The following is a 25,916-nucleotide window of genomic DNA, read 5'->3' on the forward strand; positions in this document are numbered from 1 at the left end:
GGGTATTGTACGCGCCCACACAGGAGGAAGCCGATGAACCGCAAACCGGGCCTGCACCCACGTAACCGCCACCACAGCCGCTATGATTTCGACGCGCTGACCCAGCGCTGTCCGGCGCTTGGCGCCTATGTTCGTCTCTCGCCTGCCGGCGAGCCGACCATCGATTTCGCCGATCCGCTGGCGGTGAAAACCCTCAACCAGGCGCTGCTGGCGCACTTTTACGGCGTGCAGCAGTGGGATATTCCTGACGGCTTCCTCTGCCCGCCGGTGCCGGGCCGCGCGGACTACGTGCATCATCTGGCGGATCTGCTGGCCGAGGGCAACGGCGGCGCGGTGCCTGCGCAGGCGAGCGTGCTGGATATCGGCGTCGGGGCCAACTGCATTTATCCGCTGATAGGCCAGCATGAGTACGGCTGGCGGTTTACCGGCACCGACACCAGCGAAGAGGCTATCCGCAGCGCGAGCGCGATTATCGACGCCAACCCAGGTCTGAATCGTGCCGTCCGCCTGCGCCGCCAGAAAACCCCTGACGCGATTTTCAACGGCGTTATTCATAAGAATGAGCGCTACGACGCCACGCTCTGCAACCCGCCGTTCCACGATTCGGCCGACGCTGCCAGCGCCGGTAACGCGCGCAAACGCCGCAATCTAGGGCTTGCGGCTGACAGCGGGCTCAATTTCGGCGGCCAGCAGCAGGAGCTGTGGTGCGAGGGCGGCGAAGTCGGCTTTATCACCCGAATGATTGACGAGAGCAAGTTGTTCGCCCGCCAGGTGCTGTGGTTTACCACGCTGGTGTCGAAGGGCGATAACCTGCCGCAGCTTTACCGGGCGCTTGAACAGGCGGGCGCGGTGAAAGTGGTCAAAAAAGAGATGGCCCAGGGCCAGAAGCAGAGCCGGTTTATCGCCTGGAGCTTTATGGATACGGCCCAGCGCGAACGCTGGGCCCAGAACCGCCCGCGGTGATCACACCGTAGGGTTGGCGGGCGGCAGCGCGCCGCCTGCGGCCACCTGCGCCTCGGCGGCGGCCGCGACATCCGGCACCGGCTGCATCACCTGCACCGTCTGCACCGGCGGGCGAATGCCTGCCAGATCGAAGTGTTTTTTCACCATGCCGTCGAGCGCGAAACGCACCGTCCATTGCTTCAGCGGCTGGGTGGTGAAGGTAACGCGGATTGTAAAGGCGGTATTGGTCAGCCCCACAATCCCCACCACGTTCGGCTCGCCTATCACCAGCATCCGGATATCTTCCTGCTCCATCAGTTCGTCCACGGCGGCACGCAGCGCGCGGTTGGCTTTATCGGTATCCTCAAAGCGGTCGACGTCATAGTTCGCCACAAAAGAGCCGATGCCGCGCACGAAGTTGGCGAAGGTCGTTATCGATGACCACGGAATGATGTGGTACGCGCCGGTATCCTGACGCACGCCCACCGAGCGGATCGACATGCGCTCCACGGTGCCGGTCAGGGGGCCTATCGTCACCAGATCGCCGGTGTTCATACCATTTTCAAACTGAATAAAAATGCCGGTGATGATGTCTTTCACCAGTGTTTGTGAGCCGAACGACACCGCAAGGCCCAGCGCGCCAGCGCCCGCCAGCAGCGGCGCGATATTCACGCCTATCTCCGAGAGCACAATCATCACCGTGATGGTGCTGATAATGACCGCCAACGCGTTGCGAAACAGCGTCAGCAGCGTACGGGTGCGCGCGCTCGGCATCGGGCGGCCGTGGATATCAGACGCGAGGCGGCTCTCAATCAGGCTTGCCAGCACCGTCCAGCCGACGGCGGAGAAGAACAGGATAAGCGAGATGCGAATCAGGATATCCACGGTTTTCTCGCCCGCGCCCACGGTGAGCCAGGCCCAGAAATCAAACAGCCCCCAGGCGTTCATCAGCAACATGACCGACACGCACACCGTAAGAATGCGCGCCAGTTTCAGCGACACCGAAATCCAGCCATTGAGGCGCTTTTGCAGCTCCGGGTAGTTGCGCTGCACCGGCGGGGAGAGCGTGATGGTTTTACTCAGCCAGCGGGTGAAGACGCCGCAGATAAACGCCGCGACGCTGACGATGGCGAGCGTTTTTAACGACGCGCCCATCATAAACTTCAGACTGTTGCCCGGATCAAAGAGCGAGAAGAAAAACAGCACGATGAAGTAGGCGCTCGCGAGCCAGTGCCAGACCAGCGCAAAGGCGCGGATAAACAGGCTGAAGAAGGCGAGCGAACGGTCCGCAAGGCGCGTCAGCCCGGCGGTGATGGTGCGCTTGTTGTGGTAAATCAGATACAGCGCCCAGCCGGTCATGGTCAGCATAATAATGACGTTCGCCAGCGCGCCAACCTGCACGTTGACCTGGGCGGAGATAATCGGCACCGCCACCAGCAGGCCATAGCCTATCAGGCTGCTGAGCCCGCTTAAGCGCAGATGCCAGTAACGCGCGCTCGCGTCGCTGATGACAAAGGGGCGCAGCGACGGGAAGCGCGGGGAGAAGATAAGCCGCAGAATGGCCTTAAAGAACTCGATAAGCGCGAAGGCGTTGAGGAACAGCCCCTGCTGGCGGGCAATGGTGCGGCTGCCCGCGCTCATCATCTCAATGGTCATCTGGCCGACAAACAGCGTCAGGGCCAGCAGCGCGAGGTCGATAATAAACGCGAGAATGATCATCAGCGGCAACTGTACCCAGCTTGCGCGGTTGATGTTTTTACGCCGTCCCCACTGGCCCATTTTGCGATACAGCGGAATGGCGCAGGCGCGCACCGCGAAGTAAAACAGGAACACCGAGACCGCGAGCAGGGTGAAGTGCGTCAGCGCGTTGAAGAAGGTTTTCTCATTAAAGACTTTATGCGGCGCGCTGGTAATGTTGCGGTGCAGCTGCGCGAAACGTCCGGCAAGTTCGCCGCCGTAGTGGCGCGTCACTTCGGTGACGTTCTCCAGTACGGTTTTATCTTCTTCCTCGGCGACCGGCGGTTTAATGACGGGCGTGGGCTGGTCTGCGGGCGTGGCGGCGGCCTGCCGCAGTTGCTCGATGAGGGCTTTGCGGGAAGCGTCGTTTTCCAGCACGTCCGCGAGCGCCGCGTAAGCCGCTTTCTTTGTCTGCGCGTCAGGCTCTGCGGGTGGCGCCTCGCTTTTTTGTGTGGTCGAGGCGGCAACCGCCGCGGCGGGCAGGCTCACCGCCTGGGTTGGAACGCTAAACAGGCTGACGAGCAGTAGCAAAATCCACGGCACGGTCTCCTCCAGATGAGAAAGTGACACAAAGAGGTAAGTATAGTGCCCGGATAAGCGAAGCCCGGAAAAGGGGAGTATTCCTGAGTGGGTTTAATGTAACCGTTGGATTCAGAGCCCACGGGTTCACCATCAACGCGGCGCAGGGCATGGGGCGGGAAAAGGGTGGCGGGGGCATGGATGCGGGAAAATGGTAGGGGGCGCTTCGCTTACCGGCCCTACCACTGCGAGGACGGGTAAGCGTTAGCGCACCCGCCTGAAAGGCGATAACCCCACCGCGACGCCAATAAAAAACCCTCTCCGGGGAGAGGGTTTGCACAGGGCTGAGCCTTACGAGACGTGCTGCAAAAACTCCTGCAAGCGCGGGCTTGGCGGGTTCTCGATCAGCGCCTGCGGGTTGCCATCTTCGGCGATGCGGCCTTTGTCGATAAAGATCAGGCGCGAGGCCACTTTCTCGGCAAAGCCGATTTCATGGGTCACGATAACCATCGTCATGCCTTCCTCCGCCAGATCCTGCATCACTTTTAACACCTCGTGACGCAGCTCCGGGTCAAGCGCGGAGGTCGGCTCATCAAACAGCATCATCTTCGGCTTCACCGCCAGCGCGCGGGCAATCGCCACGCGCTGCTGCTGGCCGCCGGAAAGCTCGGACGGATAGTGATGGCCGCGCTCGGCAAGCCCCACTTTCGCCAGCAGCTCCTTCGCCAGCTTTTCCGCTTCTGCTTTGCTGGCACCGCGTACGCGAATCGGCCCGAACATCACGTTTTCCAGCGCCGTCAGGTGCGGGAAGAGGTAAAACTGCTGGAACACCATGCCCGCTTCCTGGCGGATCAGGCGCTCATCGACTTTCGGATCGTTCACTTTCAGGCCATCGACAATCAGATCGCCGCTGGTGATGTCTTCCAGCTTGTTGATGCAGCGCAGCAGCGTCGATTTCCCGGAGCCGGACGGCCCGATAATCACGACGACTTCGCCCTGGTTAATCTTTAAATCGATATTGTGCAGCACCTGGGTTTGACCAAAATGCTTGGAGACGTTTTTAAATTCAATCACAGGATTTTCATCCTTTTTTCCAGACGACGCAGAACAAAGCTCAGAACGAGAGTAATGATCAGATAAATCACCGCAACGGCGCTCCAGATCTCAAGCGCGCGGAAGTTGCCCGCGATGATCTCCTGGCCCTGACGGGTCAGCTCGGCGACGCCGATAACGATAAACAGCGAGGTGTCTTTAATGCTGATGATCCACTGGTTGCCGAGCGGTGGCAGCATACGACGCAGCGCCAGCGGCAGGATCACGTGGCGGATGGTTTCACGGGTCGACAGCCCCAGCGCCAGGCCCGCTTCGCGAAAGCCTTTGTGGATAGAGAGCACCGCGCCGCGGGTGATTTCCGCGATATACGCGCCGGAGTTGATCATGATGGTGACCACCGCCGCGGTGAACGGGTCGATGCGTAAATCGTTAAACGCCATCGGCAGGGCGAAGTAGATAAACATCACCTGCACCACAATCGGGGTGCCGCGGATGATTTCGATAAAAACCAGCGCGATGTGATTGGCAATCCAGCCGCCAAACGAGCGGGCGAAACCGGCCACCAGACCGATTATCAGACCGCCGACCAGACCGAGGACCGAAATCCACAAGGTCATTTTGGCGCCTTCAAGCAAGAGGGGAATGGCAGGCCAGATGGCGCTCCAGTCAAACTGCATGATGATTTCCTGTGTTACCGTGGTTCAAAAATAGCAGGGGCGAAGGCCGCCCCTGACAGGTGTTAACTGCTTAATAAGAATTATTATTTTGGCTCAGTGCCGAACCATTTTTTGTAGATTTCGTTATAGGTGCCGTTCTCTTTCAGGGTTTTCAGCGCGCCGTTCACTTTCGTGCGCAGGTCGTCGCTGCCTTTCGGGAACGCGATACCGTACTGCTGGCCCGCCAGAGAGTCGCCTACCGCTTTGAACTGGCCGTTGCCTGCGGTTTTGATGAAGTACAGGATGTTCGGCGTGTCGTGCAGCACAGCGTCAGCACGGTTGGTGCCAAGCTCCATGTACGCGTTGTCGATGTTCGGGAACTGGCGCAGATCTTTAGTTTTGATGTTCGCTTTTGCGTAATCCACCGAGCCGGTGCCGCTCTTCACCGCGACGACTTTACCGTCGAGATCCTTCACGCTTTTCACGTCGTTGTTGTTCGCTTTTACCATCACCAGCAGGCCGCTGTTGTAGTAGCCGTCGGAGAAATCGATGGCTTTTTTACGTTCATCAGTGATGGTGATGCCAGCCAGCGCCAGATCAACGTTTTTGGTTTGCAGCGCCGGAATAATGCCGCTGAAATCCATCGGTTTTAAGGTGTAGTCGAGCTTCAGCTCTTTCGCGATAGCGGCCCACAGGTCGACGTCGAAGCCGACATACTTATCGCCTTGTTTAAATTCGAAGGGAACAAACGCGGTGTCGGTTGCTACAACCAGCTTATCCGCCGCCTGAGAAGAGACCGCAAAGGCCAGAGTCAGGGCTGCCAGGGAAACTTTAAAAACAGACTTCATAGCATTTCCTTTATTTATCCGCGGGGCGATCCCCGATAAGAACGTAGCGCTGCATGAAAAAATCATGCCAGTTTTACAACCCGCTGTTTTCAAAGGCAAGACAAAAGTCCGTTTGCACAATTTGCGCGCTTTTTCCACAGTAATGCACCACCATGGAGCACCAAAACAGTGCGTTACGCTCAGCAGTCGGGTGAATAGCCTTTTTAGCCTGAAAACCGGTGATAAAACAATCTTTCATTAACGATTGTGTGAGGGAATTATTACAAAGAGATAACGTTTGCGGGGAGAAAGAGGGATGAGGTGCCCTGTTTTAGTGCAAAGCCCCCTCCGGGGAGGAGAGGGCCTGATAAGTAAAGCGTCTGGTACGTAAGCCGCTTATTCGATGTTCGACTCGATAAACCACAGGAATTTATCCAGGTCGCGGGACGCGGCGGTGAAGATATCCGCAGTGTCTTCGTCGGTGGTTTCACTGATAGCTTTACGCACATCGTTAGCCACGACAGCGTAGCGATCCGCCAGCGCTTTCAGATGCTCCTGAACGCTGTGGATATCGAGCGGGTAGCTTTTCAGCGGCGTTTTGCTGTTGATCACCTGCGTGGTGCCAAGCGCTACGCCGCCAAGCTGTACGGCACGTTCAGCGATGGTGTCCATGTGGCCGGTGAGTGCGGTACGGAAACCGTCCAGCATTTCATGCACGCCAATGAAGTTCGCGCCGCGCATGTTCCAGTGCGCCTGTTTAGTAATCAGCGACAAGTCAATGAAATTAACCACCTGGCGGTTCAGCAGCTCGATGGTGGCCTTTTTGTCGCTGTCTGCTACATCGTTGCGGGTGTAGAGCAGGTCGGAAGCCTTTGTTTTAACCAGTTTAGCGGTACCCATAATTTCATATCCTCTTGATGATTGTGTCCCAGGAAATTACGGAATTAAGTATAGCACCGGGTCTGAAGTTTGCTGCCGGGGCTGTGCCTATCAGATTAATAGCGAAGGGTGAGTTGCATCATAAAAGTCTTTATGAACAAGGGTATGGCTAATTTTGTAAGTATTTTTATAGCGCGTAAATTAACACTTTTGTCAGGAAGAACGGCCCGCGCGGTTATTTTAAAAGAGAATGCGTCGCAACGCGGAAATATCTGAAACTGGCAGGGAATAAATATTCTGGCACGGTATCAACCGTGCCGGGAAATAGTAATAAGGCTTAATCAATGTCGAGGCTTTTTAACTGCGTTTCACGTCTGAGCGTCAGCGTCGAGCCGATGGAGGCGATGATAATCGACAGCAATGCCAGCCACTGCACGAGCGACAGCGTTTCGCCAAGAAACAGCATGCCGGAAAAGGCGGCAAGCGCAGGCTCCATACTCATTAGCGTGCCGAATGTTCGGGTGGGCAGACGCGTAAGCGCGGTCATCTCCAGCGAATAGGGCAACGCGGTAGAAAGCACGGCGATGCCAAGACCGAGCGGCAATACCGACCAGTGCCAGAGCGCCTCGCCCGCAGCAATCGCGCCGATGGGCACAAAAACTATCGCGGCAATGAACGAGCCGAGCGCGACGGTTGCCGGGCCGTGCTCCGCCCCCGCTTTTTGTCCGGCGATAATATAGACCGCCCAGCAGGCACCCGCGCCCAGCGCGCAGGCGGCGCCGAACGGATCGACATGCGTAACGTCCTGGCCGAGCGGCAGCAGGAACCACAACCCCAGCACGGCGAGGATGACCCAGAGGAAATCCACCGGACGGCGCGAGCCGAACAGCGCCACCGCGAGCGGGCCGGTAAACTCCAGCGCGACGGCGATGCCGAGCGGCACGGTGCGAATCGACAAATAAAAGAGATAGTTCATCGCGCCAAGCGCCAGCCCGTAAACCAGCAGCGGCATCCGCTGGCTGCGGGTAAAGCGCAGCCGCCAGGGCTTAAATACCACGGCCAGAATAAGCGTGCCGAGCGCCAGACGTAGCGCGGTCACGCCGGGCGCGCCCACCAGCGGGAAGAGGGATTTGGCGAGCGACGCGCCGCTTTGAATAGAGGTCATGGCGATGATCAGCACCACCACGGGCAGCCAGAGGGGAGTTTTACGGGATAACGTCGGCATCCTGCGCACCTGCAAAAGTTAACGATAAGTAAACGCGATAGCTTACTGTATTTACCTGCCGGGTGGTTGAGCAATCATTGAAAAACGCACCGGGAATTGCGGTTATCATACGAGGGTTAGCGCAAAAAACGCGCAGTCGCGTTTAGGAATTATCCGGATGCAGGTGCGCGCTGGCAGAGGCCATAATCTTTGCCGCCCGTTAAAATCCAGTGTTTTTAGCAGGATAGACGCAGGCGGAAACGTTCTGTTACAGGAAAGACTGGGTTAGACAACGTGAACAACAAAGAGTTTCCTGCTGGGTTTTGATATATTTAAATCTTAGGACTTACTTGAAGCACATTTGAGGTGGTTATGAAAAAAATTGCATGTCTTTCAGCACTGGCTTGTGTTCTGGCCGTTTCCGCAGGTTCTGCTGTTGCTGGCACCGCTACCGTTACCGGTGGCTACGCTCAGAGCGACGCGCAGGGCGTGATGAACAAAATGAACGGTTTCAACCTGAAATACCGCTATGAGTTCGACGACACCAACCCGCTGGGCGTGATCAGCTCCTTTACTTACACCGAAAAAGATCGCACCGAAGACGGCATCTACAACAAAGGCCAGTACTACGGCATCACCGCAGGTCCGGCTTACCGTCTGAACGACTGGGCGAGCATCTACGGCGTAGTGGGTGTTGGCTACGGTAAAGCTCAGGCTACCGCTGACGGCGACAAAGCTGATACCAGCGATTACGGCTTCTCCTACGGTGCAGGCCTGCAGTTCAACCCGGTTCAGGACGTTGCCCTGGACTTCTCCTACGAGCAGAGCCGCATCCGTAACACCGACGTTGGCACCTGGATCGCAGGCGTGGGTTACCGCTTCTAATCACTCCGGTGATAAAAAATCCGCCCACGGGCGGATTTTTTTTATCTGCGTATCGCCTCAGCGCGTGCGCGTCTCGAAAAGATCGGAACCCAGGTGATCATAGCTCACCTTATTGAGTTTAAAGTTGGTTACGTAAACCGGCCCCGCCTTTTGCCCGGATACAAATTTATATTTCGGCGCTATCTCTTTGACTTTAATGCCCGTCCACTGCGCAAAAAAGCTCAGGAAATCATTGGCTGAGCGGCGCGCTTTAATCACGCGGTGCGATTTATCGTCACTCGACAACACCATAAACGGCACCTGGAAATTTTGCTGGAATTTATCGTCATGCGCCAGGTACTGCACTGCCTTACCACGCTCTTTAAAAGCGAGGCCGTGGTCGGAGAAATAGACCAGCGAGAAGCTCTGACCGCTGTTTTGCAGCTGCTGGTAGAGCTGACTTAACAGGTCATCGGTCTGACGAATGCTGTAGAGGTAGCATGACGTCTCTTTCGACTGCACGAAGGTTTCATACTTGCCCTGCGTGCGATCGCACGCCTGCGGATGCGAGCCCATCAGATGCAGCACGATAAGCTGCGGCTGAGGGCGCTGCGTCGCCAGCACCTGGGCGGTCATCTTCAGCAGGGCCTCGTCGCGGGTATTTTTATCCGCCTCGAAATCGCCGCTTTTTAAGAACTGCACTTCATCGGCGCGTCGGGCGATACTCGCAATCGCCGTGTCATATTCGCCAATCTGCCCCTGATTGGAGAACCACCAGGTCTGGAAACCGGCGCGGTTGGCGAGCGTGACGAAGTTATCCTGATACTGCGGCTGATTATCCACCACCCGGTTGAGCGTCAGGCCGAGCGATTTTTGCGTCGAGCCGCTGGCGGCGATGTAATCGGTAAAGAGATAGCCGTTAACGCGGCTGGCGAACGGGCTGTTATCCCAGTGACCGCCGAAGGCGCCCACCGCGTCGCGGCGCACGCTTTCGCCGATCACCACCACATAGGTGTGATATTTCGGCGCGACCGCGAGCACATTCCACGAATCTTTAATTTTCGATAGCGCCTCCATGCGTTGCTGTTCATCCAGCACCTCATGGTTATTCACCACCACATCTTTCACGAAACGAAACACCGGGTAGCCGCTGTCTTTCAGCGCAAACACGCCGCCGTAAAGCTGGTTCTGCACCGGTGTGACGAAAAAGCTCACGATGCTTATGGCAAGGCAAAGGCTGTCGAACGGCTGCCAGCGGCGGGCTGCAGCGGGCGTGCGGCGCAGCGCGATAATGCCGAGCGTAAAAATAAACAGCGACACCAGATAGCTGTACCAGGGGAAAATGGTCAGCAGCTCCGTCGACTCTTCCATATTGGTGGCGTGCAGCGCCAGCAGCGTGTTGAAGTTCGGCGCGCCGTAGGTCTGGCCGAACGGGAAATAGAGACCGGCCACCAGGGTGCAGACCGCCAGCAGGACTTTTTGTACGCGCGGCGCGCTTTTCCACAGCAGCAGCAGCACGCAGCAAAACGCGACGGCGTACAGCAGGCTGAATTCATAACCCAGAGCGACATTAATTAATAACGATTGCAGAAAATAGAAGCCAATCCACGGATCGAGAGCGATGCCGCGTGCAGCAAGAGTATTTTTGAGCGTTAGATTCATAGTACGGATTCAACGAAACGCCATGCGCAAACCCTGGCGTCAAAGGTATTCGCCCGCCAGACGAGTGCTGGACCAGAAGGGAGAGGGATCCGCATTCGGGGTCGTCGTAAGGGCAGGGCTGCAAGAAGATAGAGCCGCGCGGCAATAATAGCAACGGGGGGATATCAACTAGTTTGCGAGAAAGGCTGCAAATATTGCTAAAAGAAGCGGTAAAGCCAACGTGAGGAGCGCCAGGGCTCAGAATAACGCAGAATAATGAAGAAAAAATGACAAACGCCGGGGGCAGCAGGCCGGTTATTTCTGCCCGTGCTCATCCTGCCCCGGCTGGGGTTTCGGGTTAAACATATCGCACAGCATATTCAGCAGCCGCAGCCGCACCTGGAAAGGGGAGTGAGTAAACACGCGCATACACCTCATTACTTCGTTCATAACACACCTCCGCGTCTTAGCCCGAAAACCGCATGGCTGTTCGCATTACATACAGATATAGCACAGGCTATGTTGTATAGCTATGGCTAACACGTTAATTTTTTGTGCTCGCACCGCTGTGGTTTACAATGGCCCGAAAACAGCGTTAACCGTATCGCGCCACTGTAATGAGGAAGCAAAATGAGCCGTCAGGCAGGTAAGCAGAGCAGCATGAAAGTGACGCAGCTGGTCAATGTCGAAGAGCATGTTGAAGGGTTTCGCCAGGTGCGTGAAGCCCACCGGCGCGAGCTTATCGACGACTACGTCGAGCTGATTTCCGATCTCATTCGCGAGGTGGGCGAAGCGCGTCAGGTGGATATGGCCGCGCGTCTTGGCGTGTCGCAGCCCACCGTCGCTAAAATGCTCAAGCGTCTCGCGACCGTCGGCCTGATTGAGCAGATCCCCTGGCGCGGCGTATTTTTAACGCCGGAAGGCGAAAAGCTCGCGCAGCAGAGCCGCGAGCGTCACCAGATTGTCGAAAATTTTCTGCTGGCGCTGGGCGTTAACCCCGATACCGCCCGTCGCGATGCTGAAGGGATGGAGCACCACGTCAGCGAAGAGACGCTTGCCGTCTTTCGTCGTTTCAGCCAGCAAAACGGGTTTGAATAATCATGTTACGTCGCCTCGCGCGTCCTTTTCTTCACGACCGGTTTTTCCAGCTGTTACTGATAACCGGCGCGATACTCTGCTTTTTTGTGCCTTTCGCGCCGCGCGAGTGGCCGCAGGCCGTGGACTGGCGCACCATTATTACCCTTGCCGGGCTGATGATGCTGACGAAAGGCGTGGAACTCAGCGGCTATTTTGACGTGCTGGGCCGCCGCCTTGTGCGCCGCTTCACCACAGAGCGCAGCCTGGCCCTGTTTCTGGTCTGCGCCGCCGCGCTTCTCTCGACCTTTTTAACCAACGACGTGGCGCTTTTTATCGTGGTGCCGCTGACGCTGACGCTTAAAAAACTCTGCGCCATTCCGGTTAACCGCCTCATTATCTTTGAAGCGCTGGCGGTGAACGCCGGTTCGCTGCTCACGCCCATCGGCAACCCGCAAAATATCTTGCTGTGGGGCCGCTCCGGTCTCGCGTTCGGGGAATTCATTGTGCATATGGCGCCGCTCGCGCTGGCGCTGATGGCGAGCCTGCTGGTGCTCTGCTGGTTTTGCTTCCCGGCGAAAGCGCTGCATTACCAGTCGCACGATAAAGCGCACGACTGGCAGCCGCGCCTGGTCTGGTGCTGTCTCGCGCTCTATATCGTGTTCTTAACCGCGCTGGAGCTGGAGTTTGCGCTGTGGGGACTGGCGCTTGTGGCCGCCGGGTTTTTACTGCTGGCGCGCCGGGTGCTGATTAGCATCGACTGGAGCCTGCTGCTGGTCTTCGTGGCGATGTTTATTGATGTGCATCTGCTAACGCAACTGCCCGCGCTCACCGCCAGCCTGCATCACGTCGCGCAGCTGCCGCCGGCGGGGCTTTACGCGCTCGGCATTGGGCTGTCGCAGTTTATCAGCAACGTGCCCGCGACCATTTTGCTGCTTAACTATGTGCCGCCGACCACGCTGCTTGCCTGGGCGGTTAACATCGGCGGATTCGGGCTGCTGCCCGGTTCGCTTGCCAATCTCATCGCGCTGCGGATGGCTGCCGATCGCCGCATCTGGTGGCGCTTTCATCTCTACTCGTTGCCGCTGCTAATCTGGTCGGCAGTGGTGGGTTATGCGCTGTTGTGGGGGCTCTTTCTCAGATAATGCTAATTTGTCAGTTTTTCCTGGCAAATGTATAGACTGCTCCTAAGTTTAGTAAACGGTATTTTGTGATGTTTTTAACTTACAGGACTGTTGCTGAACTATGGCGGAAAATCACAATAACAACGCTGACGAAGAGAAACGTCAGGAGCAGGGCGACGATACCAGCAAAGGCAAGGATAACGGCAAGGCGCAAGGTGAAACGCGCAAGCGCCCCGGCAAGAAACCGCTGATTATTCTCGGCGTCGTGGTCATTATTATGGTAATTGGCGCCCTTATCTGGTGGCTGATGACCCGCAATCTTGAAACCACCGACGATGCCTTTATTGAAGGCGATGCCGTCACCGTCGCGCCGAAAGTGGCAGGCTACGTTACCGAACTGCGCGTTAAAGATAACCAGCGGGTGAAAAAAGGCGACCTGCTGGTGGTTATCGACCCGCGTGACGCCACCGCCCAGCGCGACCAGGCCCGCGCGCAGCTGTCACTCGCGCAGTCGCAATTGCATCAGGCGCAGGCGCAGCTGGCGCTTGCCAGAGTGCAGTATCCGGCCCAGCGCGATCAGGCGAAAGCGCAGGTGCTGCGCGCCGAGGCGGAGCTTGCCAACGCGCGCGCCGAATATCAGCGCCAGCGCGGCGTTGACCCTCGCGCCACCTCAAAACAAAACATCGACGCCGCCAGCGCCCAGCTGCGCAGCGCCGAGGCGGGGCTTGCCAATGCGAAAGCGCAGCTGGAAGTCGCCGAACAGGTGCAGCTGCAAATCCGTCAGCAGGAAACCAACGTCGAGGCCCGCGAAAGCCAGGTGGCCCAGGCGCGCGCGCAGTTACAGACGGCCGAGCTGAACCTTTCCTATACCGAAGTCCGCGCGCCGTTTGACGGCTTCGTCACCAAACGCAACGTCCAGAACGGCACGCTGGTGCAGGCGGGCAGCGCGCTCTTCTCGCTGGTGTCGCCCGAGATTTGGGTGGTGGCGAACTTCAAAGAGTCGCAGCTTGAGCGTATGCGCCCTGGCGATAAAGTCGCGGTTTCCGTAGACGCCTTCCCGGATCTCGAACTCGAAGGCCATGTGGAGAGCATTCAGCAGGGCAGCGGTTCGCGCTTCTCGGCGTTTCCGGCGGAAAACGCCACCGGCAACTTTGTGAAAATCGTCCAGCGCGTGCCGGTGAAAATCGTCATCGATAAAGGACTTGAGCATTGGGACCAGCCGCTGCCGCTCGGGCTGTCGGTCGAGCCTGAGGTGACGGTGGAATGAGCGAGCAGGCCCACAGCGGCTGGCGCCCGGCCAGCAACCCCTGGTCCGTCGCGATAGTCGTTACTATCGCGGTGTTTATGGAAATTCTCGACACCACGATTGTTAACGTGGCGCTGCCGCACATCGCCGGTTCGCTGTCGTCGAGCTATTCCGAATCGACGTGGGTCCTGACGTCTTATCTGGTAGCGAACGGCATCGTGCTGCCGCTGTCGGCGTTTTTCAGCCGCCTGTTCGGGCGCAAGCAGTTTTTCCTGATTTGCATCGTGATGTTTACCGTCTGCTCGTTCCTCTGCGGTATCGCCACAGAGCTGTGGCAAATCATCCTGTTTCGTATCCTGCAGGGCTTTTTCGGCGGCGGCCTCCAGCCGACGCAGCAGTCGGTACTGCTCGATTACTTCAAGCCGGAAGATCGCGGCAAGGCATTCGGGCTCTCGTCGATAGCGATTATCGTCGCGCCGGTGCTCGGCCCGACGCTCGGCGGCTGGATAACCGATAACTACTCCTGGCGCTGGGTTTTCTTCATCAATATCCCGGTCGGGATCGTCTGCGTGCTGGCGGTTTACCAGCTGCTGGAAGATCCGCCATGGGAGAAAAAATCGGAAGAGAAAATCCCCGTGGACTGGACCGGTATCGGGCTTATCGCGCTCGGGCTCGGCTGTTTGCAGGTGATGCTCGACCGCGGCGAAGACGAGGACTGGTTCGCTTCTGATTTCATCCGCACCTTCGCGGTGTTAACGTTTATCGGCATCATCGGCGCGATTTACTGGCTTATCTACACCCGCCGCCCGGTGGTGGATCTGCACTGCGTGCGCGATAAAAACTTTGCGGTTTCCAGCGTGTTAATGGCGGGCATGGCGCTCATCCTCTACGGCAGCTCGGTGGTTATCCCGCAGCTCGCGCAGCAGGATCTCGGCTATACCGCCACCTGGTCGGGGCTTATTCTCTCGCCCGGCGCGGTGCTGATCGTCTTTACTATCCCGATAGTCCTGAAGCTGATGCCGCTGGTGCAGACGCGCTGGATAATTGCGTTCGGCTTTTTGTGCCTCGGCGTCTCGTTTTTCTGGTCGCGCAACCTGGTGCCGAACGTCGATTTTGAAACGCTGGTGCTGATGCGCAGCGCGCAGTCGATCGGGCTCGGCTTTCTGTTTGTGCCGCTCACGACCATTGCGTTTATCACCATTCCCCAGCGGCTGAACGCCGACGCGGCGGCGCTCTTTACCATGTTCCGCAACGTGGCCGGGTCGATAGGCATTTCGCTCTCCACCGCCGCCATCACCGAGCGCGCGCAGGTGCAGAGCGCCCATCTCAGCACGCATATGACGCCGTTTGACGAACAGTTCCAGCAGGCGGTACGCAGCGGCGCCGAGGCGGTGCGCAACTTCACGGCGCAGCTTGGCGACCCGACCGGCATCGCCACCGGGCAGCTTTATAAAACGATGATTGCCCAGTCGCGCATCCTCGCTTACGTCGATGTGTTCACGATGCTGAGCGTGGTGGCGATTTTACTGATTCCGTTTTGTTTACTGCTTTCGCCGATCAAGAGCGAAGGCTCCGCAGGAGCACATTGATATGTACGGAAGAGTGACCTTCCCCCTGAGTCTGACGGCGCTGGCGCTGCTGCTGGCTGGCTGCGCGGTCGGCCCGGATTACCGCGCGCCCGAGCCCGTGACGCCGGGCGCTTTCGGCGAAACCGCCCGGCAGAATGCGCCGGATGTCGCCTCAAAAGCGCGCAGCACCGCGCCCGACCCGCGCTGGTGGCGCACGTTTAACTCGCCGCAGCTCGACAGCCTGATTGAGCGCGCGATCGCTGGTAACTTATCGCTCCAGCAAACCGTGCTGCGTATCGCCGGCGCTCGCGAGCAGATAAACCAGGCGGGCGGCGCGTTTTTCCCGGCGGTGAACGGCAACGTGCGCGCCACGCGCCAGCAGCTCGGACTGGAAGGCGAGCTGAAATCGCATGACGTTTATGGCCAGCTTGACGCGGTCGACCCGCAAATCAGCTCCGCGCTCGGCCCGCTGACGCAGCCGATTAACCTTTACCAGGGCAGTTTTGACGCGCAGTGGGAAATCGACCTGTGGGGCAAAGTGCGCCGTCAGGTCGAGGCGGCGGACGCGCAGCAGAAGGCGGCGATTGAGCAGCGCAACGACGCGCTGGTCTCGCTGGAGGCTGAAGTGGCGCGCGCCTGGCTACAACTGCGCGGCGCGCAGAGCATTCTCGCGACAATGAATGAACAGATAGCCTCGGCGCAGCAGACGCTGGAGCTGACCGAAAGCCGCCAGCGCAGCGGGCTGTCGCCGCAGCTGGATGTGGAAAACGCCCGCGCGCAGCTCGGCACGTTGCAGGCGCAGCTGCCGCAGTATCAGGCGCAGGAGCGCCAGGCGATGAACGGGCTGGCAGTGCTGCTCGGCAAACCGCCCGGCGCGCTCGATGCCGAACTGCGCGCGGCGCAACCGCTGCCAAACCTGCCGGAGATTGTGCCGGTCGGTATTCCGTCGACGCTCGCGCGTCGTCGCCCGGACGTGCGCGAAGCGGAGGCCAGACTGCATGCGGCGACCGCGCAAATTGGCGTGTCGGTGGCGCAGCTCTTCCCGAGCCTGTCGCTCTCCGGTCAGTTTGGCATGCGCAACAGCGAAACCGACTACCTCACCGACTGGAGCAGCCACTTTTACAGCTTCGGCCCGCAGGTCTCTATTCCCATCTTCCAGGGCGGGCGGCTGGTCTCCAGCGTGAAGCTCGCGCGGGCGGAGCAGGGCGCGGCGGCGTTGCAGTATCGCCAGACGGTGCTGACGGCGTTAAGCGATGTGGAAAACGCGCTGGTGAGCTATCGCACCGACCAGCAGCGCGAGGCGGGGCTTGAGAAAACCCTCGATGCGCTGCAAACCTCGTTCGATCTGGCAAGCGACAGCTATCGTAAAGGCATCGCCACCTTCATCGATGTGCTCGACGCCCAGCGCCAGCTGGCGCAGGCCGAGCAGCAGCGCGCGCAGGCGCGGGTGCAGAGCAGCCTCGATCTCGTCGCGCTCTACAAAGCGCTGGGCGGCGGCTGGGAGCCGTATCAGAACGTGCGGCTGCCGGATTACGACGTCTTCGGGCCCGCGCCGCGCGGCTAGAGCCAGATCACCGGCAATAAAAAACCCCGCGAGCAGCGATGCGCGCGGGGTTTTTTTACGTCTTGTGGCAGATTAGTTCAGACGCACCGGCATACCGGAACGGTTCTGCACCGCCTGCTCCACGACGTTCTGATCGACGTCGCTCTGGCTGGTCACTGCGGTCACCGCTTTGGTCAGCGCGATCGGCACGATTTCGTTGTTGTTAATCTGGTCTTCGCTGGTCGAGAGCGGGTTATGCACCTCGATGTAGCGGCTGCCATCGGGCTCGGTAGTCGCTTTCACCGGCTCGCTGACGAATTGCACGCGGGTGCCGACCGGGACGTTCTGGAACAGGAACTTAATGTCCTCGTTACGCAGACGCACGCAGCCGTGGCTTACGCGCAGGCCGATACCGAAGTTGGCGTTGGTGCCGTGAATGGCGTAAAGACGACCGATGTAAAGTGCGTACAGGCCCATCGGGTTATCCGGGCCTGCCGGTACGACAGGCGGCAGCGGCTCGCCTGCGGCGGCGTACTCCGCGTGCATTTTGGCTGTCGGCGTCCAGGTCGGGCCCGCTTTTTTACGTTCTACCTTGGTCACCCAGTTGATCGGCGTGTCTTTACCGAGCTGGCCGATACCGATCGGCAGCACGATCACCGTGTTGGTGCCTTTCGGGTAGTAGTAAAGGCGCATCTCGGCGCTGTTGATCACAATGCCTTCATGCGGGGTGTCAGGCAGGATCAGCTGCTGCGGAATATTCAGGATGGTGCCGCCTTTCGGCAGGTACGGGTCGACGCCCGGGTTGGCTTCCAGCATGTTGGACAGCCCCATCTGATACTGCGCGGCGAAATCTTCCAGCGGCAGGTTATTACCTTCCGGGATCGTCACGACCTGGTTTTCACCCACCAGACGGCTACCGTCGGTCGGCAAAGGATATGTCACAGCAGACGCGGTGTTACAAAACCCGACGACTGCGAAAGCTGCCACTAAAAGCGTGCGTAATTTCATCTTCATGTTATGCAAATATCGTTGCCGGACCGGCCGTTAGAGTGAAACGAAACAATACAGGGAGCGCATTATATGTGCATTCTCCGTGGCAGGGAATTGAGATGTGTACTAATTCACATTTTTTTCCCATTCTGCAGTGAGTGTAGTCAGCCCATTGACGGGGGAAATAAATTCGGAGTTATGGCATAATGCTGCGTTTATCACACATCTTATCCAGGAATCACGCGTGTTAGTTACCAGCAACGTCACCATGCAGTTCGGCAGTAAGCCGCTGTTTGAAAACATTTCCGTCAAGTTTGGCGGCGGCAACCGTTACGGTCTGATTGGCGCCAACGGAAGCGGGAAATCCACTTTTATGAAGATCCTCGGCGGCGATTTACAGCCGAGCGCAGGCAACGTGTCGCTCGATCCTAACGAGCGCATCGGTAAGCTGCGCCAGGATCAGTTCGCTTTCGAACAATACACCGTGCTGGACACCGTGATCATGGGTCATGGCGAGCTGTGGGAAGTGAAGCAGGAGCGCGATCGCATCTATGCGCTGCCGGAGATGAGCGAAGAAGACGGCTATAAAGTGGCCGACCTCGAAGTCAAATATGGCGAAATGGACGGCTACAGCGCTGAATCCCGCGCGGGCGAACTGCTGCTGGGCGTGGGTATTCCGCTGGAGCAGCACTACGGCCCGATGAGCGAAGTCGCGCCCGGCTGGAAGCTGCGTGTTCTGCTGGCGCAGGCGCTGTTCTCTAACCCGGACATCCTGCTGCTCGACGAACCGACCAACAACCTGGACATCGACACCATCCGCTGGCTGGAGCAGACGCTCAACGATCGCGACAGCACCATGATTATTATTTCGCACGACCGTCACTTCCTGAACATGGTCTGCACCCATATGGCGGATCTGGATTACGGCGAGCTGCGCGTGTATCCGGGCAACTACGACGAATACATGACCGCCGCGACCCAGGCGCGCGAGCGTCTGCTGGCGGATAACGCCAAGAAAAAGGCCCAGATTGCCGACCTGCAATCCTTCGTCAGCCGCTTTAGCGCCAACGCCTCGAAATCTCGCCAGGCGACCTCCCGCGCCCGTCAGATTGACAAAATCAAGCTGGAAGAGGTGAAAGCCTCCAGCCGCCAGAACCCGTTTATCCGCTTCGAGCAGGATAAAAAGCTGTTCCGTAACGCGCTGGAAGTGGAAGCCATGACCAAAGGCTTCGACAACGGCCCGCTGTTTAAAAACGTCGGCCTGCTGCTCGAAGTGGGTGAGAAGCTCGCTATCCTCGGCGCTAACGGCGTGGGTAAATCCACCATGCTGAAAACGCTGGTTGGCGAAATGCAACCGGATAACGGTACCGTGAAATGGTCCGAGAACGCGCAGATCGGCTATTACGCGCAGGATCACGAATATGAGTTCGACAACGATCTGACCGTGTTCGAATGGATGAGCCAGTGGAAGCAGGAAGGCGACGACGAACAGGCCGTGCGCAGCATCCTGGGCCGCCTGCTGTTTAGCCAGGACGACATCAAAAAGCCCGCCAAAGTGCTCTCCGGCGGTGAAAAGGGCCGTATGCTGTTCGGCAAGCTAATGATGGAAAAACCGAACATCCTGGTGATGGACGAACCGACCAACCACCTGGATATGGAATCGATCGAATCGCTCAACGCCGCGCTGGAGATGTACCAGGGCACGCTGATTTTCGTTTCCCACGACCGCGAATTCGTGAGCTCACTCGCGACCCGCGTGATTGAAATCACCCCGGAACGCGTGGTGGATTTCTCCGGTGGGTACGAAGATTATCTGCGCAGCAAAGGCATCGAATAACGTTCCCGTCGTCTTTCGCGCCGCAGCGGTGTTGGCTGCGCCTGCGCACCCCGGTCACTTACTGATGTAAGCTCCCGGGGATTTGCAGGCTTGCCGCCTTGCTGCAACGCGAACTCCATAGGGAAAGAGGTTGAGAGCGGCATCGAATAACGTTCCCGTCGTCTTTCGCGCCGCAGCGGTGTTGTTCAAAGGCGGGTGCGCTGCGCTTACCCGCCCTGTGGGGAACGGGTGTTTTGTCGTTTTTGATGTGTTGTAGGGCGGGTAAGCGAAGCGCACCCGCCATCCCAGCTCAAAAATGCCATCACCTCCTGCGCTCCATCCCAAAGCCAAAAACGCTATCCCAATACCGACAAAAAAAGGCGAGCCGCTGGCTCGCCTTTTTCTTTTGCGCTCCTTTTACCGCACCCAGCGGTCGGTGTCATCGCCGTTAATCACCAGACGGCGGGTTTCGCCGGGCGGCAAGGTTACCGACATCGACGCCCACGCCGGACGGTAATCGCCGGTCGTGGCAAACGTCAGATGAATGGCCTCGGCGGTGCAACGCATCTGCCAGTTCACCCACAGCGCGTTACCGTCTTGATAACCCCAGGATTCGCCGTCATCTTCAAACACCAGGCCAGAAGCCTGCCCGTTGCCCGGCACCGGGAACAGTTTCAGCTCGCGCGTGTCGTCGCGCTGCGCGTCCACATGCCGGATACGCTCGCTGAGCGGCAGCCCCGCGCCCGCCCGCACCAGCAGCGGCAGCCGCTCCAGCGGCGCGTCCAGCGTCACCTGCTGGCCACCCGCGTACCAGCTGCCGGTATGGAAATCGTACCAGCCGTGGTCGTTGGCCGGCAGCCAGAGCGTGCGGGTACGCGCGCCGGGCTCCACGACGCTCGCCACCAGCAGATCGCGCCCTAACATAAACTCGTCGCACTCGCGGAAGGTCTGCGCGTCATGCTCGTGGTCAAGAAACGTCGGGCGCAGCATCGGTTCGTCGTCGGCATGCGCCTGCCATAACAGCGTGTAAAGGTAAGGCAGCAGGCGATAGCGCAGCGCAATCGCGCTGCGGATCGCAGGCGTCGCCGCCGGGTACATCCACGGCTCGTTGACGGTGTGATCGTCATTCCACGAGTGAATGGTAAAGCGCGGATGCATCACGCCGTTCTGCACCCAGCGCACGAACAGCTCGGCGTCCGGTTTGTCGCCCGAAAAGCCGCCGACGTCGTGGCCCACGTTATACAGCCCGGACAGGCTCATCCCGAGGCCCATGCGAATGTTATAGCGCAGCGTCTGCCAGCTGGTGCGGTTATCGCCGCTCCAGGTCTGGACGTAGCGCTGCATCCCGGCGCAGCCGGAGCGCGAGATCAGATACGGGCGTTTTTCCGGTGCAAAACGCTGCTGTGCCTCCATCGACGCGCGCATCATTAAGAGCGGCATCACCGGGCGGATGTGCTTAATCGCCACCGGCTCGCCGAAACCGTGGCAGCGCGCCTCGCCGTCCCAGACTTCATACTCGTTATTGTCATTCCAGGTGGAATCAATACCCATCTCCAGCAGCTGCGTGGTGACGCCGTTCTGCCACCACGCGACCGTGGCCGGGTTGGTGAAATCGAGATGCGACCCTTCGTCATCCCAGAAACTGGAACGCTCCGGCGCGTCCGTTTCGGAATCGCGGATAAACAGCCCCTGCTGCGCTACTTCCTGATAGCGCGGGTGATCCTGCAACAGGCAGGGTTTGATATTCGCGGCAAGCTTCAGCCCGGCGTCGTGGAACGCGGCGCTCATCGCTGTGGGCTGCGGCACTTTGTCGTAGTTCCAGTTGAAGACGTAGCGCTTGTTGTTAATGGAGGTATAGCCCGACGACAGCTGGAAGGAGTCGCACGGGATCGCCTGCTCGTCGCACAGGCGGATAAAGTTCATCAGCTGATCCTGCGCGTCCGGCGCGTCGGTGTAGTGCATCGTGGAGCCGCTGTAGCCGAGGCTCCATTTCGGGCCGAACAGCGTCTTGCCGGTGAGCCGCACAAAGGCTTTGGTGACATCCAGCACGCGCGGGCCGACAAACAGGTAGTAGTCGATATCGCCCGCCTCGGCCTGCCAGCGGCGGTAGGGCTGATGGTAGTTATCTATCTCGTTGCCCAGATCGAGCCAGCAGCTGCTCAGGTTGTCGTAAAACAGCCCGAAGCTGACCTGCTCGCGTCGGGTGATGGTAAACGGAATATGTTTATACAGCGGGTCGGTGCTGGCGGCGTTATAGCCCATCGCGTCGAGGTTACGCATCTCGAAGCGGCGGCCGGTACGCTCCAGATCGCCCGCCTTTTCGCCAAGCCCATAGTAGCGATCGTCTTTCTCGCGGCGCTGGTAGTGCGCCACGCCATCGCCATGCGCGTTCAGCAGGTACGCGCTGGTGGGGCGATCGCTTGTCAGAAACTGCCAGCGGCCTTCGTCGTCGCGGTAGTGCCACTCCAGCCACAGCGGCTGATGCACGGTGACGCGCAGCCGTTCGCTGCTGATAGTCAGCCGCTCCGGCGTCTCCTCAAGCGTAAAGCCCGGCAGGCTGAACCCCGCGAGGCTGTCGCGTGCGCGGCCCTCCCAGGGCACATCGTTTTCCGGCGCGATACTCCAGGTACGTTTGAGCGCATACGCCCCGCGGCGTTTTACCGCCACGCGGAACAAGCCCGGCTCCAGCACCCACAGGCACAGCGTGTGGGCGTCATCCACCGTCAGTTCAACATGGTGGTCATCTGAGTGGGTAAATCTCCAGTGTTTGAGGGTTTTCATTCGCATCTCCCTATGAAGCGCGCGTGCTGCGGCGCACGGCAATAAAGGCAACCAGGAACATCGCGCCAATCAGGTCAAAAAAGCCCATGGCGACAAACAGCGGGTTGAAGCCGATTTTGTCGGCGGTCACCCCGATAATCAGTGAGAACAGGAAGCTGGCAATCCAGGCGCAGGAGCCGCGCATCCCGTTCACGGTGGCCATCTGGCCGCGGTCAAACGATTCCACCACCAGCGCGCTCAGCATGCAGGAGATAATCTGATGCCCGAATCCGCCGATGGAGATAAGAATGATGGTGATGTACGGGTCGCGCGTCAGGGTCACAATCGCGAGCGACACCATCAGAAACGCGCCGGTCACCGAGCTTGCCACCACGGAATTGACCCGCGTGCAGCCGAAAAGACGCACATACAATTTGGTCAGATAGCCGCTTGCGACCGAGCCTAAGTCGGCGGCGAGGAACGGCAGCCAGGCGAACATGGCTATCTGTTTGAGATCCATGCCGTGCTCTTTGGCGAGGTAGAGCGGCACCCAGAAGCTCATCACCGCCCAGGCGGGCTCGGCCATAAACGCCGGAATGGCGATACCGTAAAAGCGTTTGTTCTTCGAGACGGTTTTCAGCGCGGTGAAAAAGGGCAGGCGCACCGGCGTCGGCTCGTTATCCTGGCGAATAAAAGCGAGTTCTTCATCGCTCAGGCGCGGGTGGCTTTCCGGGTTGTGATAAAACAGCCACCACAGCACGACCCAGCCGAGCGCCAGCACGCCGGTAAACAGAAACGCGCCCTGCCAGCCGAAGGAGATATGCGCGAAGTATATAATCGGCGGGGCCAGCATCGCGCCAATGGAGAACCCAACGCCCGCCCAGCCTGCGGCAACCGGACGCTCTTTTTTCGGAAACCATTCGCCGAGCGTTTTGGCGTTCGCGGGCGTCGCCGCCGCTTCCGCCGCGCCCATGAAGAACCGCAGGATAGCGAGATGCAGCCAGCTGCCGGCGCCCGCATGGAAAATACACATCAGCGCCCATAGCGAGGCGCAAATCAGAAAGCCGAGTTTGAGGCCAATCACGTCTATCAGCCAGCCGCACAGCGGCTGAAAGAGGGTGTAGGCGAGCTGAAACGCGCCCACGATATAAGAGTACTGTTCGGTGGTGATGCCCAGGCTCTCTTTGAGCTCCGGCGCGAGAATGCCAAGCGAGTTGCGGGTGATGTAGTTGACGGTCACGCCCATCAAAAACAGCACCAGCACCCACCAGCGCAGATGACGGATAGCCCGGCGGGTACGGGTTTTCACCGCGCCGACATCCTGGTTAATGCTCTGACTCATTTCTTCTTCTCCACGGTTAGCCTGACGGGTATAACAACTCGCATTCCGGACGCGCCGGAAACCACAGCAGAGACCGATATTTATTTGAATTAACTCAGTATTTGTAGGGTTTGTCGTAAGCCTCAGCAGCAAAAGCTGTACGACAACCTGAGGGTAGAGCAGCAACTGGAATGGTAGTAGCCTCTTTTATGCAAGAATTTTCATGAAACGACGTGAGTGTGTTAAAAGAAGCCGTAACGGAAGGGATATATCGTAAAAACATCCGTGAAAATTTTTTCATTTCACAATCGGAGATGGATCACAAAATGAGTAAAAAGCTCCAGGTCGCCCGGATCGCCGAACAAACCGGCCTTTCACTGAGTACCGTGTCGCGCGTACTGGCGGGCAAAGCGAACACCAGCGACAAGGCGCGCCGCAAGGTGCGGGAGTGCGCGAAAGCGCTGGGCGTGCTGGAGGATATGGCGGCGGGCCGGTTGCTGCTCAACAGTCTGGTGGTGTTTGCGCCGCGCCGGGCGTTTGATGAGCGGTCCGACATCTTCTACTACCGCGTGATTCAGAGTATTAACAAAGCGCTGGAGCCGCACGAGGTGCGGTTGCGCTACTGCGCGCTGGAGGAGAACGACGCCGACGCCAACCTGTTTCTCGCCAGAATGAACGAGCCGCAGACCGAGGCGGCGCTGCTGCTCGGCATCGACGATCCGCACATTCACGATCTGGCGGTGGATGTCGGCAAGCCATGCGTGCTCATCAACTGTCGCGACCGTAACATGCGTCTGCCCACGGTCGCGCCCGATCACCGCGCCATCGGCGAGAACGCGGCGCGCTACCTTTTTGAAATGGGCCATCGCGACGTGGTGAATGTGCTGTGCCTGCGTCGTTATACGATGGAGCTGCGCCTGGCGGGCATTCGCGACGCCTGGGAGGCGCAGAATCTGGCGTTTGACGAGAAGCGCCATTTGCTGACGGCCCCCGATTTCAGCGCCAGAGGCTGCGAGGCGCTGGTGGCCCGCTTTCTGGCCGACACACCCGCCGACGCCGTGCCCGGCGCGCTGCTGGTGGGCGGCGATTTTATGGCGGCGGGCGCGGTGAAAGCGTTACAGAACGCCGGGCTTCGCGTGCCGCAGGATATCTCGGTGATGAGCATCGACGCCTTTAACCTGGCGGCGATTGAGGATGTGCCGCTCACGGCGGTGCATGTGCCGCGCGACGCGTTAGGCGAGGAGGCGGTGTTGATGCTGCAACAGCGGCTGATCCGCCCGCAGGCGGCCACGGGCACGCTGTTGCTCAATGGCACGCTGGACGTACGCGAATCGGTGCGTCGCGTCAGGCCGGGGCGGGGCAGAACCAGCGTGCAGCGCGACGGCCTGTACGACTAACGCCCGTCGCCGCACACCTCGCAATGCGGGTTGCGCGCCAGTTTCATCTCGCGAAACTGCGTGCGCAGGGCATCATAGATAATCAGCTTTCCGGCGCACGGCTCGCCGTAGCGCGCCAGCACCTTGATGGCTTCCATCGCCTGCAGCGAGCCAATCACGCCCACCAGCGGGGCCATGACGCCCGCCTCCACGCAGGTCAGCGCGTTCTCGCCAAACAGGCGGCTCAGGCAGCGATAGCACGGCTCGTTGGGTTGCCAGGTAAAGACGCTGATCTGGCCTTCCATGCGAATAGCCGCGCCGGACACCAGCGGCACCTGATGACGAAAACAGAGCGCGTTAAGCTGATTGCGCGTCGCCACGTTATCGGTGCAGTCGAGCACCAGCGCGTGACGGGCGATGAGCGCGGCGAGCGCCGCGTCGTCGAGCTGCGCGTTAACCGTATCGATGTGGCAGTGCGGATTAATGGCGCGCAGCGACTCCTGCGCCGAGGCCACTTTCGGCTGGCCGATGGCGGCGTCGCGATGCAGCACCTGGCGTTGCAGGTTGGAGAGCGCGACCGTGTCGAAATCGAGCAGCGTCAGGCTGCCGACGCCCGCTGCCGCCAGATACGGCGCGGCGGCGCAGCCGAGCCCGCCGAGGCCCACCACCAGCACCGACGCGGCTTTCAGTCGCTCCTGGCCGTCGAAATCAAAATCGCGCAGGATGATTTGCCGGTTATAGCGCAGCATCTCCGCATCGCTTAGCGCCTCGCTCAT

The 25,916-nt window shown here is 59.1% G+C and carries 21 protein-coding genes; 9 read left to right on the forward strand and 12 right to left on the reverse strand.

The window, feature by feature from the left end; translation table 11 throughout:
- Positions 1-33 precede the first annotated feature (33 nt).
- Positions 34-963: a 23S rRNA (adenine(1618)-N(6))-methyltransferase RlmF gene (rlmF, locus tag AFK67_RS06725; RefSeq protein WP_038883963.1), complete on the forward strand. Its 930-nt coding sequence runs from the start codon at positions 34-36 to the stop codon at positions 961-963.
- Here the strand turns inward: rlmF and ybiO are convergent, their stop codons facing one another.
- From ybiO to rhtA, 6 genes are all read right to left on the reverse strand, one after another.
- Positions 964-3,222: a mechanosensitive channel protein gene (gene ybiO, locus AFK67_RS06730; RefSeq protein WP_038883962.1), complete on the reverse strand. Its 2,259-nt coding sequence runs from the start codon at positions 3,220-3,222 to the stop codon at positions 964-966.
- Between the two features lie 327 nt (positions 3,223-3,549).
- Positions 3,550-4,272: a glutamine ABC transporter ATP-binding protein GlnQ gene (gene glnQ / locus AFK67_RS06735; protein ID WP_007711684.1), complete on the reverse strand. Its 723-nt coding sequence runs from the start codon at positions 4,270-4,272 to the stop codon at positions 3,550-3,552.
- Positions 4,269-4,928, reverse strand: coding sequence for a glutamine ABC transporter permease GlnP (glnP, locus tag AFK67_RS06740; protein ID WP_007681180.1), 660 nt, complete (start codon positions 4,926-4,928; stop codon positions 4,269-4,271). Before glnP ends, glnQ begins: the two co-directional genes overlap by 4 nt.
- An 83-nt stretch (positions 4,929-5,011) precedes the next feature.
- A complete protein-coding gene (gene glnH / locus AFK67_RS06745; RefSeq protein WP_007711680.1) occupies positions 5,012-5,755 on the reverse strand; it encodes a glutamine ABC transporter substrate-binding protein GlnH in 744 nt (247 codons plus the stop codon).
- 375 nt (positions 5,756-6,130) lie between these two features.
- Complete coding sequence (dps, locus tag AFK67_RS06750) at positions 6,131-6,634, reverse strand: DNA starvation/stationary phase protection protein Dps (RefSeq protein ID WP_007711676.1); 504 nt, start codon at positions 6,632-6,634, stop codon at positions 6,131-6,133.
- A gap of 316 nt (positions 6,635-6,950) precedes the next feature.
- Positions 6,951-7,838, reverse strand: coding sequence for a threonine/homoserine exporter RhtA (gene rhtA / locus AFK67_RS06755; protein WP_038883961.1), 888 nt, complete (start codon positions 7,836-7,838; stop codon positions 6,951-6,953).
- 351 nt (positions 7,839-8,189) lie between these two features.
- On the opposite strand from rhtA, the gene ompX reads away from it, so the two are divergent.
- Positions 8,190-8,702 (forward strand): outer membrane protein OmpX, encoded by a 513-nt coding sequence (gene ompX, locus AFK67_RS06760; protein WP_007711668.1) that lies wholly within the window; start codon positions 8,190-8,192, stop codon positions 8,700-8,702.
- A 57-nt stretch (positions 8,703-8,759) separates the two neighbouring features.
- Here ompX and AFK67_RS06765 read toward each other — a convergent pair whose 3' ends face one another.
- Both AFK67_RS06765 and mntS read right to left on the reverse strand, forming a co-directional pair.
- Positions 8,760-10,343, reverse strand: a complete 1,584-nt coding sequence (locus tag AFK67_RS06765) for a phosphoethanolamine transferase (RefSeq protein WP_007711665.1) — start codon at positions 10,341-10,343, stop codon at positions 8,760-8,762.
- A gap of 294 nt (positions 10,344-10,637) precedes the next feature.
- Positions 10,638-10,772 carry a manganase accumulation protein MntS gene (mntS, locus tag AFK67_RS22760; RefSeq protein ID WP_105654402.1) on the reverse strand — a complete coding sequence of 45 codons (135 nt, stop codon included), beginning with the start codon at positions 10,770-10,772 and terminating at the stop codon, positions 10,638-10,640.
- 180 nt (positions 10,773-10,952) lie between these two features.
- Here mntS and mntR point away from each other — a divergent pair, with 180 nt between their 5' ends.
- From mntR to AFK67_RS06790, 5 genes are all read left to right on the forward strand, one after another.
- Positions 10,953-11,420: a manganese-binding transcriptional regulator MntR gene (mntR, locus tag AFK67_RS06770; protein ID WP_007711661.1), complete on the forward strand. Its 468-nt coding sequence runs from the start codon at positions 10,953-10,955 to the stop codon at positions 11,418-11,420.
- 2 nt (positions 11,421-11,422) lie between these two features.
- On the forward strand, positions 11,423-12,541 hold the full coding sequence (locus AFK67_RS06775; protein WP_007711659.1) for an anion transporter: 1,119 nt from the start codon (positions 11,423-11,425) through the stop codon (positions 12,539-12,541).
- 100 nt (positions 12,542-12,641) lie between these two features.
- On the forward strand, positions 12,642-13,787 hold the full coding sequence (locus AFK67_RS06780; protein WP_007711657.1) for an HlyD family secretion protein: 1,146 nt from the start codon (positions 12,642-12,644) through the stop codon (positions 13,785-13,787).
- Positions 13,784-15,355 carry a DHA2 family efflux MFS transporter permease subunit gene (locus tag AFK67_RS06785; RefSeq protein ID WP_007711655.1) on the forward strand — a complete coding sequence of 524 codons (1,572 nt, stop codon included), beginning with the start codon at positions 13,784-13,786 and terminating at the stop codon, positions 15,353-15,355. The genes AFK67_RS06780 and AFK67_RS06785 overlap by 4 nt, the downstream gene beginning before the upstream one ends.
- Before the next feature lies 1 nt (position 15,356).
- Positions 15,357-16,898: an efflux transporter outer membrane subunit gene (locus AFK67_RS06790; protein ID WP_007711653.1), complete on the forward strand. Its 1,542-nt coding sequence runs from the start codon at positions 15,357-15,359 to the stop codon at positions 16,896-16,898.
- Positions 16,899-16,970: 72 nt separating this feature from the next.
- On the opposite strand, the gene ldtB is transcribed toward AFK67_RS06790, so the two are convergent.
- Positions 16,971-17,891, reverse strand: coding sequence for a L,D-transpeptidase (gene ldtB / locus AFK67_RS06795; protein ID WP_038883960.1), 921 nt, complete (start codon positions 17,889-17,891; stop codon positions 16,971-16,973).
- 220 nt (positions 17,892-18,111) lie between these two features.
- Here ldtB and AFK67_RS06800 point away from each other — a divergent pair, with 220 nt between their 5' ends.
- Complete coding sequence (locus AFK67_RS06800) at positions 18,112-19,704, forward strand: ABC-F family ATPase (protein WP_007711646.1); 1,593 nt, start codon at positions 18,112-18,114, stop codon at positions 19,702-19,704.
- A gap of 396 nt (positions 19,705-20,100) precedes the next feature.
- Here the strand turns inward: AFK67_RS06800 and AFK67_RS06805 are convergent, their stop codons facing one another.
- Together AFK67_RS06805 and AFK67_RS06810 are read right to left on the reverse strand one after the other, a co-directional pair.
- On the reverse strand, positions 20,101-22,464 hold the full coding sequence (locus AFK67_RS06805; RefSeq protein WP_007711842.1) for a glycoside hydrolase family 31 protein: 2,364 nt from the start codon (positions 22,462-22,464) through the stop codon (positions 20,101-20,103).
- A 10-nt stretch (positions 22,465-22,474) separates the two neighbouring features.
- Entirely contained in the window at positions 22,475-23,785 is a 1,311-nt protein-coding gene (locus AFK67_RS06810) for an MFS transporter (RefSeq protein WP_007711840.1), read from the reverse strand.
- Positions 23,786-24,090: 305 nt separating this feature from the next.
- On the opposite strand from AFK67_RS06810, the gene AFK67_RS06815 reads away from it, so the two are divergent.
- Complete coding sequence (locus AFK67_RS06815) at positions 24,091-25,161, forward strand: LacI family DNA-binding transcriptional regulator (RefSeq protein WP_032966396.1); 1,071 nt, start codon at positions 24,091-24,093, stop codon at positions 25,159-25,161.
- Here the strand turns inward: AFK67_RS06815 and moeB are convergent.
- Positions 25,158-25,916 carry a molybdopterin-synthase adenylyltransferase MoeB gene (gene moeB / locus AFK67_RS06820; protein WP_007711836.1) on the reverse strand — a complete coding sequence of 253 codons (759 nt, stop codon included), beginning with the start codon at positions 25,914-25,916 and terminating at the stop codon, positions 25,158-25,160. The two genes, AFK67_RS06815 and moeB, sit on opposite strands and share 4 nt — an antisense overlap.

The sequence above is a fragment of the Cronobacter dublinensis subsp. dublinensis LMG 23823 genome, assembly GCF_001277235.1.
In the GTDB taxonomy this organism is placed as follows: domain Bacteria; phylum Pseudomonadota; class Gammaproteobacteria; order Enterobacterales; family Enterobacteriaceae; genus Cronobacter; species Cronobacter dublinensis.

Coding starts and splice junctions, on each gene's coding strand:
- rlmF (WP_038883963.1), top strand. CDS start 34: ATGAACCGCAAACCGGGCCTGCACCCACGTAACCGCCACCACAGCCGC.
- glnP (WP_007681180.1), bottom strand. CDS start 4,928: ATGCAGTTTGACTGGAGCGCCATCTGGCCTGCCATTCCCCTCTTGCTT.
- glnH (WP_007711680.1), bottom strand. CDS start 5,755: ATGAAGTCTGTTTTTAAAGTTTCCCTGGCAGCCCTGACTCTGGCCTTT.
- dps (WP_007711676.1), bottom strand. CDS start 6,634: ATGGGTACCGCTAAACTGGTTAAAACAAAGGCTTCCGACCTGCTCTAC.
- rhtA (WP_038883961.1), bottom strand. CDS start 7,838: ATGCCGACGTTATCCCGTAAAACTCCCCTCTGGCTGCCCGTGGTGGTG.
- ompX (WP_007711668.1), top strand. CDS start 8,190: ATGAAAAAAATTGCATGTCTTTCAGCACTGGCTTGTGTTCTGGCCGTT.
- AFK67_RS06765 (WP_007711665.1), bottom strand. CDS start 10,343: ATGAATCTAACGCTCAAAAATACTCTTGCTGCACGCGGCATCGCTCTC.
- mntS (WP_105654402.1), bottom strand. CDS start 10,772: ATGAACGAAGTAATGAGGTGTATGCGCGTGTTTACTCACTCCCCTTTC.
- mntR (WP_007711661.1), top strand. CDS start 10,953: ATGAGCCGTCAGGCAGGTAAGCAGAGCAGCATGAAAGTGACGCAGCTG.
- AFK67_RS06775 (WP_007711659.1), top strand. CDS start 11,423: ATGTTACGTCGCCTCGCGCGTCCTTTTCTTCACGACCGGTTTTTCCAG.
- AFK67_RS06780 (WP_007711657.1), top strand. CDS start 12,642: ATGGCGGAAAATCACAATAACAACGCTGACGAAGAGAAACGTCAGGAG.
- AFK67_RS06785 (WP_007711655.1), top strand. CDS start 13,784: ATGAGCGAGCAGGCCCACAGCGGCTGGCGCCCGGCCAGCAACCCCTGG.
- AFK67_RS06790 (WP_007711653.1), top strand. CDS start 15,357: ATGTACGGAAGAGTGACCTTCCCCCTGAGTCTGACGGCGCTGGCGCTG.
- ldtB (WP_038883960.1), bottom strand. CDS start 17,891: ATGAAGATGAAATTACGCACGCTTTTAGTGGCAGCTTTCGCAGTCGTC.
- AFK67_RS06805 (WP_007711842.1), bottom strand. CDS start 22,464: ATGAAAACCCTCAAACACTGGAGATTTACCCACTCAGATGACCACCAT.
- AFK67_RS06810 (WP_007711840.1), bottom strand. CDS start 23,785: ATGAGTCAGAGCATTAACCAGGATGTCGGCGCGGTGAAAACCCGTACC.
- AFK67_RS06815 (WP_032966396.1), top strand. CDS start 24,091: ATGAGTAAAAAGCTCCAGGTCGCCCGGATCGCCGAACAAACCGGCCTT.
- moeB (WP_007711836.1), bottom strand. CDS start 25,916: ATGAGCGAGGCGCTAAGCGATGCGGAGATGCTGCGCTATAACCGGCAA.